This is a genomic window from Candidatus Synechococcus spongiarum SH4, assembly GCF_000586015.1.
In the GTDB taxonomy this organism is placed as follows: domain Bacteria; phylum Cyanobacteriota; class Cyanobacteriia; order PCC-6307; family Cyanobiaceae; genus Synechococcus_B; species Synechococcus_B spongiarum_F.
In genome coordinates this window covers 1-10,576 of record NZ_JENA01000038.1, presented here as the reverse complement: position 1 = coordinate 10,576, position 10,576 = coordinate 1, and the positions used below count along the sequence as shown (strand labels likewise).

Annotated in this window: 12 protein-coding genes; 4 read left to right on the top strand and 8 right to left on the bottom strand. The window is 55.4% G+C overall.

The window, feature by feature from the left end:
• Nucleotides 1–414 (bottom strand): DUF21 domain-containing protein (locus BG35_RS0103150; RefSeq protein WP_161632516.1); only part of this gene is annotated, 414 nt, incomplete at its 3' end.
• 127 nt (nt 415–541) lie between these two features.
• On the opposite strand from BG35_RS0103150, the gene BG35_RS0103145 reads away from it, so the two are divergent.
• From BG35_RS0103145 to BG35_RS10020, 3 genes are all read left to right on the top strand, one after another.
• A complete protein-coding gene (locus BG35_RS0103145; protein WP_034416774.1) occupies nt 542–1,879 on the top strand; it encodes an aminopeptidase P N-terminal domain-containing protein in 1,338 nt (445 codons plus the stop codon).
• A gap of 98 nt (nt 1,880–1,977) precedes the next feature.
• Entirely contained in the window at nt 1,978–2,370 is a 393-nt protein-coding gene (locus tag BG35_RS10025) for a DUF6088 family protein (protein WP_034416772.1), read from the top strand.
• A gap of 29 nt (nt 2,371–2,399) precedes the next feature.
• The gene (locus BG35_RS10020; protein ID WP_152535145.1) at nt 2,400–3,377 is read left to right on the top strand and encodes a nucleotidyl transferase AbiEii/AbiGii toxin family protein; all 978 of its coding nucleotides are present in this window, start codon (nt 2,400–2,402) and stop codon (nt 3,375–3,377) included.
• 122 nt (nt 3,378–3,499) lie between these two features.
• Here BG35_RS10020 and BG35_RS11930 read toward each other — a convergent pair whose 3' ends face one another.
• From BG35_RS11930 to BG35_RS11420, 7 genes are all read right to left on the bottom strand, one after another.
• The gene (locus tag BG35_RS11930; RefSeq protein WP_080687995.1) at nt 3,500–4,936 is read right to left on the bottom strand and encodes an ankyrin repeat domain-containing protein; all 1,437 of its coding nucleotides are present in this window, start codon (nt 4,934–4,936) and stop codon (nt 3,500–3,502) included.
• Nucleotides 4,937–5,204: 268 nt separating this feature from the next.
• A complete protein-coding gene (locus tag BG35_RS11925; protein ID WP_071994767.1) occupies nt 5,205–6,368 on the bottom strand; it encodes an ankyrin repeat domain-containing protein in 1,164 nt (387 codons plus the stop codon).
• 1,053 nt (nt 6,369–7,421) lie between these two features.
• A complete protein-coding gene (locus BG35_RS0103115) occupies nt 7,422–7,661 on the bottom strand; it encodes a hypothetical protein (RefSeq protein ID WP_161632515.1) in 240 nt (79 codons plus the stop codon).
• The gene (locus BG35_RS12985; RefSeq protein ID WP_236619756.1) at nt 7,658–7,804 is read right to left on the bottom strand and encodes a hypothetical protein; all 147 of its coding nucleotides are present in this window, start codon (nt 7,802–7,804) and stop codon (nt 7,658–7,660) included. Before BG35_RS12985 ends, BG35_RS0103115 begins: the two co-directional genes overlap by 4 nt.
• 84 nt (nt 7,805–7,888) lie before the next feature.
• A complete protein-coding gene (locus BG35_RS0103105) occupies nt 7,889–8,179 on the bottom strand; it encodes a hypothetical protein (RefSeq protein ID WP_152535144.1) in 291 nt (96 codons plus the stop codon).
• Nucleotides 8,180–8,333: 154 nt separating this feature from the next.
• Complete coding sequence (locus BG35_RS0103100; RefSeq protein WP_025781654.1) at nt 8,334–9,185, bottom strand: DUF8758 domain-containing protein; 852 nt, start codon at nt 9,183–9,185, stop codon at nt 8,334–8,336.
• Nucleotides 9,186–9,194: 9 nt separating this feature from the next.
• Nucleotides 9,195–10,055, bottom strand: a complete 861-nt coding sequence (locus BG35_RS11420; RefSeq protein ID WP_025781653.1) for a DUF488 domain-containing protein — start codon at nt 10,053–10,055, stop codon at nt 9,195–9,197.
• A gap of 99 nt (nt 10,056–10,154) precedes the next feature.
• On the opposite strand from BG35_RS11420, the gene BG35_RS10005 reads away from it, so the two are divergent.
• Nucleotides 10,155–10,576: ATP-binding protein (locus tag BG35_RS10005; RefSeq protein ID WP_034416768.1), on the top strand; the 422-nt coding region annotated here is incomplete at its 3' end.

The window sequence follows — 10,576 nt, the reverse complement described above, 5'->3', positions numbered from 1 at the left end:
ACGGGTCAGTTGCAGGAGGATGGGGGCCACAACCAGGGACACCTGCACGTTGAAGCGGGACCCCAGCGCCTTGGGCAGGATTTCCCCCACCACAATCACCAGCAAGGTGAACAGGGTGGAAAAGACCGCCACCCACTGGTTCGGCAACGTCAGTTGCTCCACAATCACCCAGCCGGCAAGGCTTCCCAGCATGATACTGCCAAAGATATTGAACATGTTGTTCGTCACCACCACAGCCGCCAGCGTCCGCCCCAACTGAAGCCGCAGTCGTTTGAGGCTGTTGGCCCCCGGTACGCCCCGGCGGCAAAGGTTCTGCACCTGGAGGGGGGTGGTGGTCATAATGGCTGCTTCACTGCCGGAACAAAAGGCGGACCCCAGCAGGAGCGCCACCGCCAACAGGAGAAGTCCGCTCAAGGCATTCACCGTCCCCACCTCAGACTGGCCATCCCCTCTCCTGTTCTCGCCGCGGATGAATTGATTCTGATCACACGGCGCCTGGCACACGTCTTTATTTAACCGTTTCCCTCCCCGCCTGCACACCGTGAATTCCCATCCGAATCATGCCGCCCATGCCCAACGGCGCCAGCGCCTCCTGGCCAGTCTGGAGGACGCGGCAGTGGTGCTGCCCGCCGCCCACTTGGTGACCCACCACGCCGACGTTCACCATCGCTTCCGCCAGGACAGCGATTTCTTCTATCTGTGCGGCCTGGACGAGGCCAATGCCGTGGCGGTGCTCCGTGGCCACGGCGCCGGCGGCCCTCGGGATCCCCGCTTCGTATTGTTTGTGGAGCCACGGGATGCCACCGCCGAAGTGTGGAACGGCCACCGCTGGGGCGCCGAGGGCGCCATGGAGCACTTCGGCGCCGAGGCGGCCCATCCCATCGGGGAGCTTGCCGAACGGCTGGACGGCTATCTCCACGGCGCCCGCCGCATCGGCTTCCGCGTGGGTCGCCATCCCCACGTGGAGCCGCTGGTGTTGAGGGTGTGGGCGCAACAACTGGAGCGGGGCCAGCGGCATGGGGGACCCAGCGCCAGCCTCTTCGACGCCAGCGCCGCCATCCATGCCATGCGCCTCCGCAAGGAGCCCGGGGAACTGGAGCGCATGAGGGAAGCGGCCCGCATCAGTTGCGCCGCCCATGAACAGGCCCGCCAGGCCGTCCGGGCCGGAATGGGGGAATACCAGATCGAGGCCCTGGTGGAGGGCCATTTCCGCAAGGCTGGGGCCCGTCAACCCGCCTACCCCTCCATTGTGGCGGGGGGAGACAACGCCTGCATCCTCCACTACACCAACAACCAGGACCCTTTGCGGGACGGGGACCTGCTGCTCATTGATGCCGGTTGCAGCCTGATGGACTACTACAACGCCGACATCACCCGCACCTTCCCCATCAACGGCCAATTCAGCGGCGAGCAGCGGGCCCTGTATGAACTGGTGCTCAGCGCCCAGCGCCAGGCCATTGCCGCCGTGCAGCCGGGGAGCAGTTCCGCCAAGGCGCATAACGCCGCCGTGGAAGTGCTGGTGGACGGGCTATTGGATCTGGGTCTTCTCCAGGGGGACCGGGAGGCCATCCTCACCGGCCATGACTATCGCCACATCTATCCCCACCGCACCGGCCACTGGCTGGGGTTGGACGTTCACGACATGGGGGCCTCCCGCCTGGGGGATCACCACACCGCCCTGGAGCCGGGCATGGTGCTCACCGTAGAACCGGGTCTGTACCTCAGCAACCGGCTGCCCGTCCCGGAGGGGCAACCCCCCATCCCCGAGAACTGGCAAGGGATCGGCATCCGCATTGAAGACGACGTGGCGGTGACGGCAGGCGGCCATGAGGTGCTGACGGCGGCGGCGTTGAAGGAGGTGGGGGATATGGAGGGGTGAGGGGGCTGAAGGCTGGGCTGGGGAGATGGTAGCTTGACAAGAGTTGGCCAAGACCAATGGCATCCGCTATGGGCAAGCGACGCACAAGATCTGCGACGATGCGGGAGCGGCTGCGGCGCTCGGTTGCTGCGCGTCAAGGTGAGGTGGTGCTCCGCCGTGACTTGCTCGATCTGGGCAGTGCGTCCCAGGTGAGCCGCGGCTTGAAGCAACTGGTGGAGGATGGCAAGCTGGTGCGCATCGGCATGGGGGTCTACGCCAAGGCAACACCATCCCGCCTCTCGGGTCAGCCTGCACCCAGGCAACCCCTTGAAGTTCTGGCTGCTGAAACGTTGGACCGCCTCGGCATTGCCTGGAAGCAGGGTAAAGCGCAGCGGCTCTACAACGCCGGACTCACAACCCAGGTGCCTTGGCGTACCACTTTCGACACGAGCCCTCTCCGCGTCACAAGACGGCTGCAAGTGGGCAAGGGTGTTGTAGAGTACGAGAATTGATTTACATTCTCATAGGAGACAGAAAACACATGATTTCTATTACTAATGACGATTACGAGATGATTGTTGAAGTTAGTCGAACCGGCTTGAGTGAACTTCGACCTGCAATCCTTGAGAAAGATTTACTGATCACCAAGACCCTGGGTCTGCTTCAAGATTTCAACTGGGAAAAATTCTCTATTGTATTTTGTGGTGGCACATCATTATCTAAGGGGTATAAACTTATCGACAGAATGTCAGAGGATGTTGACTTCAAGGTCATCGTGCCGCAAGCTCTGAGTCGCAGCCAGTGCCGTAGGAAGCTGGGCAAGTTGCGCCAGGATCTGACTCAACACCTGAGCGGAGAAGGGTTTAATGTAGGCTCGCCTGATCCCCGTAATGAGAACCGCTATTTCCACTTTCCGCTGGGTTATGCGTCTCGCTTTCCCGAGATGATGGCGCTGCGACCTGAAATCAAGCTGGATTTTATCGCCCGCACTACTACATACCTGGAGCCAGAGGAAGTCCATGTGAAATCACTGTTGAGCGAGGTGGTTCCAGAACGTGAAGAACCGCTAATCCTCTGCCATGCTTTGGATTATAAGGAGACACTGGTGGAGAAAGTGGTTGCCTTCTTGCGTCGTACGGCAAGCTGGTCGGAAAACAACTTGCTCAACGAGGAGCATAGCCCAGAAGATAAGCGGCTAGTGCGCCATCTGTATGACGTACATCAGATATTGCAGAACAAATCAACTGCAAGACAGGTAACAAGTGAACTCCAGCATTTATTTCAAAAGATTATTAAATTTGATCGAGATCAATTTGGCAGTAAAGACAGAGATTTTGCTGAAAATGCTATACAAAGGCTCAGTCATGCCTTGAGGTATTTACACACAAATCCATCAAAGTTGGAAGTCTTTTATAAAGTTTTTGTAAACGAACTGGTATGGGGTCAGCTTGTAGATTTTAATGAAGCCCGTGAAGCGTTCCACAGGCTAGCTTGTCAGTTATTGAATGTAACTCAGTAGGAAAAGTCCTGCCCGCGCTCTTGGATAGTGACAACTGAAAGATGGATAAAGTGATGGATCATCTTTCCTGAAACAGGGAAGTTGAAGTGGTCTGTGATCTCGCCTTGGACCTTTCAGGCCTTTTAGGGACATCGGCATTCAATATGAGGTATCGCATTCATGTCAGCCCCTGCTTGGATAAGGACGCTGGCGACTTCTTCATTGCAGTGCCTAAGGGCCAGGCAAAGTGGGGTTTCTTCTCCTGAGTCTTTGCTTTCAAGATCAGCCCCTGCTTGAATAAGAGCGCTAGCTACATCTGCATGATTCTTTCTAGCTGCACAGTGTAATGGAGACCAAGAATAAGGGTTCGTTTTCCTATTGAGAGTATCTTCTGCTACTTGGATAAGAATATTAACAACATGTATATGACCTGCTAGAGCTGCACAATGTAATGGAGACATGAATATGTTTGTCTCGGTATCAATACCATAAAGTTGACAATAAGCTTCGGTCCGAATCTTTGCATCTGAATTAGGAAAACTCATGGAATATTTGGGAAGACTAGATTCCTCTAACTGGCAATTAACATGCCAATAATATAAAGATACCAATTGCATCTCTTTACATGGAGTCCCTTCCTCGATAAGAGCTTTTACAAGCTCTGTGTGGCCTGCAAAAGTTGCCCTGTACAGTAGTTTTTGGCTCAGTGACCAGCTAGATTCAGTCTTATCACGACGCCAAAATAAAAATAGTTCATCAGATTTATTTTTTGCATTTTTGCTGCTCCTAACAAGATTTAGGGCTGCTTGAATTCTATTTTCTTTGACAAGCTCTAAAATTTTCTTATTTTCTTTGTTTTCTGTCATAAAATTGAATAACTTAATTGTAGATTCTTTTGTTTCAGGAGAATTCCTACCAGGCAAGGGTGGCATTTCTTTGTTTTCATGAATTAAACAGCAGGTAGCTTCTGCGATAAGAGCTTTACTGCTCTTTGCAGAATCTGTCTTAGATGTCATGATAGGAAGATCTAAATTAACATTCGCTTGGGAACTCTGTAGGACTGCTATATCTGGTGAAACTTGATCAAGATTATTCGTAGCATTAGGATCAGTATCTGCATCAAGCAGAGGAGAATTGACTATATTCTCATGACCATTTCTAGTAGCCCATTGTCGTGATGTCAGACCATCGTTATCTCTAGCATGAGGATCAGCCCCTGCCTTGAGCAAGACCTTGACGATCTCCAACTCACCTTTCCTGGCTGCCACGTGCAACGGGGTCTGACCGTCGTTGTCTCTGGCGCCAGGGTCAGCCCCTGTCTTGAGCAGAGCGCTACATACATCTGCATGGCCACCTCCCACTGCCCAGTGCAGCGGAGTCTGGCCAAGATCATTCCTGACATTAGGATCACCTCCTGCCGTGAGCAAGGTTTGGACCGTCTCCAATTCACCCCTGGCCGCGGCCAGAAGCAGCGAACTCTTGGACTGGTCTTCTTGGGCCGTCAATGACCTTTGAGCAACTGCATGAATCCTAGCATCCCAAGAGCTTCCATGAAGGCTCAAGTCGTGATTCGTAGACATGGAGATCGGATGTTATCGGTTTTGCTCGGGAAGTCAGGGACGTGACTCAGGAGCAGCTTCACGATTGGCTTTCTCGTGTCGTGATGAGCTGGCGCTGTCCCAGGGCAAGGAAGTGAAGGTGATTGAACTGGGGATGAATAACAAGAACTGCTGTACTCATTGTTGCTGCTATCACTCGTCGCCGCAGTACTTTAGCATTCTTCACAGAGGAGCAACGCCTCGGCTGAAGAGGATGTTTCAAGGCAAGGCGCATTGCATATCCCGACGGTTAATAGTCCCTAGTCGCAGATTCCCATCGTTTCGAGTCAGGCACTGCATTGATGTCAGCCCCTGCTAGGATAAGGACGCTGGCGACTTCTTCATTGGAGTACCTAAGGGCCAGGCAAAGTGGGGTTGCTTCTCCTGAGTCTTTGCTTTCAAGCTCAGCCCCTGCTTGAATCAGAGCGCTAGCTACATCTGCATGATTCGTTCTAGCTGCAAAGTGTAATGGAGACCAAGAACAAGGGCTCATTTTTTTATTAAGAGTATCTCCTGATACTTTGATAAGTATATTAACAATGTCTATGTGACCTGCCAGAGCTGCACAATGTAGTGAAGACATACTACATAAAGATCGAGGCTCAATTTTATTTTTATCAGGATAATCAAAAATAAGATAAAAATTAGACTCCTCCAACTGGGAGATCGCACGCCAAAGATAGAAGACTTCTTTTACCATTTTGTCACATGAAGTTCCTTCCTCGATAAGGGCTTTGACGAGATCTGTATGACCTGCAAAAACTGCCCTATACAATAGTCTTTGGGCCAGTGGCCAGTGGGAATCATCTTTAGAGTTCATAGTAGACCCTTTCCGTCGCAGCGAGTCGTCACGAATAAGATTACAAGCTGCTTCTGCGATAAGATTTCTATTGCTCCTTGGAGGAATCGTTTTAGATGCCTTGGATGTCACGGTAGTGAGATCTAAATTAACACTCGTCTGTGGACTCTGCAGATCCGCAAGATGTAGTGGGGCTTGACCAGCAAGGGGGATGGCTTGAGGATCGGTCCCCGCCTTGGTCAAAACGTTAGGCACTTCTTCATGACCACTCTTAGACGTCACATGTGATGTGTTCTGACCAGCATTGTTGACGGCATCAGGATCAGCCCCTGCCTTGAGCAAGATGTTGAAAATCTCCATTTCACCCTTCCTGACTGCCACGTGCAACGGAGTCTGGCCGTCATTGTCTCTAGCACCAGGATCAGCCCCTGCCTTGAGCAAAGCGTTGGCTACATCCATATGGCTGCCCCCCACTGCCCAGTGCAGCGGAGTCTGGCCAAGATCATTCCTGACATTAGGATCACCTCCTGCCGTGAGCAAGGTTTGGACCGTCTCCAATTCACCCCTGGCCGCGGCCTGAAGCAGCGGGTTCTGGCTGGACTTCTCTTGCGTCATACGTGGCCTCTGAAGGACTGCGTGTCCACTCTAAGCCTGAAGGAGGCTTACAGACAAGTGCGACAGTCGAACAAGTAGCTTCAATCTTTGCCGAGCACCTCAAAAACTGAGCAAAATCCTCTCCAGAACTGACTTTCTCATGGTCAGAGGGTATCCCACAGAGAAACCGTGCTTGGCTGCACCGGCAGGGCAACAACACCTCTCTCCTTCTGTCGCTCCGGTGTGCGCACTGCCAACCAAGGCCCGCCAGTAGACTCTCCTTGCCGTTCCCCATAGCCAAGCGTTCTGCTCCCACGATCCTCTTCGGCAAATTGAGCAGAACATTCCTGTGCTCTCCCGTAGGGCATGTGCTTTCAGCGTTGCCCCGCATTGACCGGTGCAGGGGGCGCGACATTGGCGGCAATAGGGCAAAATTGGGCAGAGGGGCCTTTCACCAAAAGCATGGCCAGATTACTTCGCCACCTGGAGACAATAAGCGCCAAACTTGGACCATCCCAATGGGCAAAGGTGGCCGGTTCTCAGAATCACCTCCCGCTCCTGGTTGGAGGAACCGAGGCAGTAATCCCCCAAAGGCGCAAAACCTTGGGGACAATCTCTCCCCACCCGTACGATTACTTCGCGACGCTTGTTGCCTGTAGCAACCATGCAGTAGTCCTGAGAGGCATACCAACCTTGGGGACAGGTGTCGCCAATCTTCTGCACGGCCTCCCGCTGATTGCTGGACGCGCTGAGGCAGTAATTGCCCCAAGCCGTAAAGCCTTGTGGACAGCTATGGCCTACTTTCACAATAGCGCCACGGATTCTGCCGTCCTTGGTGGGAAGGCAGTAACTACCGGAGGCAGCATAGCCCGTGGGACAAAGACCGTGACGGGGCACAGGTCGTATGAGCTGCTGGACTTGGGTGGGATGGATCGTGGCCGCGCAAACAGCCATCAGAACAGCCAGCGGCCCCAGTAGTTTAGGGAAGACAGGAGACAACCGATGTAGAACTAGACTGGGCATAGGAGCGTGGGTGAAGAGAGGACAGTAGAGGACATCTGGCACCAGATTCTGTTACGCACCGACAGGAAAGTAACCATTCTTGAGGACTTTTTCAACAGCCCTTAGCTCCCTGTTGGTGAGCACCAGGCCCTCAGCACCAGCCAGCCGCCGTGACCGTTCCAGCCGATCCGCTTCAGGGGACGGCGCCAAGCGTTCCAGCAGCGCCATTGCCGGCGTGGTCAACCGCTGGGGCATCCTCTCGTGGCTGGGCTCCTCTGTGCAGGCGCCACCTCCACCTCCGGCACTTCTCATGGGCCTGGGGATTGAAGTTGCTGCTGTCCCTGCCACTGCGCCGTGATCCCCAGGAACACCAGATGGAGGTTCACTGTCCTGGACAACACACTCCAATGCCGCAACAACTCCGCCTGGGAAACCAGGGATTCCGCTTCGCCCATGGTGATCGCCACGCCATGTGTAGGCCAGTTCTAAGCCCGCCCCTGTCCGGTGGTGCGGCGCTACGGAAACCAGGTCGCCAGACGTCAGGGCTGCCGGAGGGTTTCCAGCACCCAGTCCAGCTTTTCTTCCACAGCCCTATTGTCCGCCCGCAACCTGGTTTCCACGGCTTGAAGATCAGCCTTGAACTCCAGCCGCACACCCTGAATCTCCTGCCGCACGTCCTTGATCTCCTGCCGCACCCCATGAAAGGCCGCCAGCAGCAACGCCAGGACGCCCAGGACCACGGCCGGTCTCAGCCAGTCGTTGGCCAGCACCGCGGTAGGGTAGGTCGTTACCGTCCCGGCTTCCCGCGCAAGGGGGGTAGGCTGCTTCACCCCTGGCGACGGGGGCTCTACCTGGGGGGGGAGGAGATACTGTCATGGCCCTATCCTACCTGATGACGATGGGTTGAGGGTGCTCCACAACCTGCTGGGTCATGCCCTGGCGCAAGGTCATGGCCATCTAGCGTGGATGCTCTGCAGGCATGGTTCAGAGAAAACCCAGTTGGCTCTCTGGCGGCTCCGGTGGTATCGGCAACACACCAACAATGAACCAAGGATTCAGTCCACGAAAGTGCCACTCCAAAGTTGTGCCCAGGAAGAAGTGCAAGTCGGTCGATAGGAAGGCGTTGAGATACTTCTCTTTTACCTTGACGAGGGCTTCCGGTTCATCGGACTCTCTGCCGCCTGCCCGCCGTCGACAGTTCCAGAACAAGGCTCCCAGTTCCCAATCCAAGACCCGTAGCTTGCTGATGCGCCCGTTGGCGTCCTTGAATTTGTAGAAGAATCTGTAGGGAAGTTTCTGAACGATTTGGAAAGTCTTGCGCCAGGTATTGTCGTCAAACAGGTCATACTGACCGGTGGCCTCACGCATCTGGCGAACTTTGTTGATATCCCACTCCCGGTCCTCCTCGAGTTCCCAGATAAAATCCACCACCTGTGCAGGCTTGAACACTGCAAGCGAGGCTTCATTCGCCTTGGCTGCAGCAATAAGCTCTTCTAATCGCGTCCACACACGGGCTTTCCTCAAAAGAATGTTACGCCGCTCTCGCCACTGATCCCCTGTGTCCATATGGCCAATAACCCGCAATTTGCTCTGGTCAAGGGGACGGAATGTCTCCAGGCGCGAATCCTTGGTGTTACGGATCACGCGGCAGGTCAGCCAATCGTACTTGCTGTATTGCTCCTCTTCATCCAAACGTCGGAACGGCACGGGGTAAAGACGCACCCAGGAGCCGTCTTCACGCACCCCGGCTGTGCAGACGGTCTCGCCGTACGTCCGTGAAAGCGTCGGATAGGTCTTGACGGTGACAAGAATCCTCTCCTCGCGGGCCTGTTCCATGGGTCGTGCTCAAAGGTGCTTCACAGCCAGCCCGGATGCAGGGGCAAGACGGAGGGCAAGGCGGCCACGGTGGCACTGGCTGGCAGATGCTTCAAGGCACATCAGCGCTGATGGCTTCCGGGTGCATAGATCTGCTACGGAGGCCATGCTGTCGTCAGCACCGGGAAGGATCGTGGCTTCGTACAGGTCAAAAAGGCGTTCATAGGTGGTCACGGAGGACAAGTCCATCCGCATTGTGCTGGGGATTCCCAGGGCCGGCACATGGACGTAGGCAATACCCACTTCAGCACAGAGCCGGGCCGTGGTCCTGCCCCCAAAACCATACTTGCGAGACAGGGCATTCTTGCGGACGTCAATCAGTTGGCGAATGCCGGAGCCGATCAAGTGGTTCAGGAAACCGTCAATGGTGCGACCTTCGTAGCCAACGGTGTAGATTGCCGGTTGCGCTGGCGTCACTGGCCAGTCTGTCCCCTGGCCATACCACGGATAGCGCCGGCTCACGTCATGGGAGAGTTGATCCGGCGGCGTCCCGCCGTAGGCTCGCAGGACTGCCTCAACACCCTTGGCAGCGCGATGGGGCAGCGTTTGAACCACACGGCTCACATGGGCACGCTCTGATGGAGCAATTGACAGTTGATCCGGGTGATCTCCGGTCAACAAGCTTGCCTCTTGTAGCCCCCTGACGTCACGGCACGCTTGAAAGGAGTGGGGACCCGACCTGTGGGGCACAAAGTCGTAGAAGGTTGATGACCCCAAGGCTTGGGGCTGCTCCTGCCGCAGCAAAAACAGCCAACCCATGAGCTGCCCCCTGGTGAGGCCCTCGCCAGCGTGGTGGATGAATCCAAGCAGAAGACGTTTCCGCTCAATCATCGCGTTTCTGCAAGACGCATGTCCTGTCTACTCCAACACATACCCCAACAAGGACCATGTTGCATCGGTACCCTGCTGAGGACACCCCTGCCAAATGCCATGACCCATTGTCCCCATTCCTGGCAGGCTTACAACCTCCGCGGTTCCCCCTATTTCCAGGATAGCCTCAGCCGGAACGCCCGGAATACCCCCCTTTCTCTCTTTGTCGGTCGGCAACGGGAGTTGCAGAAGCTGCTGATTCGGATCGAGGGCAGCCTGACCGGCTCCCGCCAGGCGGTGGCCGGCAGGCCCGGCATCGGCAAAACCACCCTGGTGGAGGTGGTAAAGGCCGAGGCCAGGGATGCTCGTCTCAAAAGCAGCCCAAACCAGCAAGATCATTTTAGCCTACACATTCTCTCCCCACGCGCTGAGGCCACTCTCGATAACCCGTTCCAGCCACTCTCGGAAGTGGCTTTCGGCCACCTCCATGTTGACCGTCTCAACTCGGACTCGGAAACGGGGTTCGGCCAGGACGTCACAAC

What these genes read in the sequence shown, in the direction of transcription:
- BG35_RS10025 (WP_034416772.1), top strand. Translation starts at nt 1,978, where the DNA reads ATGCGGGAGCGGCTGCGGCGCTCGGTTGCTGCGCGTCAAGGTGAGGTG.
- BG35_RS10020 (WP_152535145.1), top strand. Translation starts at nt 2,400, where the DNA reads ATGATTTCTATTACTAATGACGATTACGAGATGATTGTTGAAGTTAGT.
- BG35_RS11930 (WP_080687995.1), bottom strand. Translation starts at nt 4,936, where the DNA reads ATGTCTACGAATCACGACTTGAGCCTTCATGGAAGCTCTTGGGATGCT.
- BG35_RS11925 (WP_071994767.1), bottom strand. Translation starts at nt 6,368, where the DNA reads ATGACGCAAGAGAAGTCCAGCCAGAACCCGCTGCTTCAGGCCGCGGCC.
- BG35_RS0103115 (WP_161632515.1), bottom strand. Translation starts at nt 7,661, where the DNA reads ATGAGAAGTGCCGGAGGTGGAGGTGGCGCCTGCACAGAGGAGCCCAGC.
- BG35_RS12985 (WP_236619756.1), bottom strand. Translation starts at nt 7,804, where the DNA reads ATGGGCGAAGCGGAATCCCTGGTTTCCCAGGCGGAGTTGTTGCGGCAT.
- BG35_RS0103100 (WP_025781654.1), bottom strand. Translation starts at nt 9,185, where the DNA reads ATGGAACAGGCCCGCGAGGAGAGGATTCTTGTCACCGTCAAGACCTAT.
- BG35_RS11420 (WP_025781653.1), bottom strand. Translation starts at nt 10,055, where the DNA reads ATGATTGAGCGGAAACGTCTTCTGCTTGGATTCATCCACCACGCTGGC.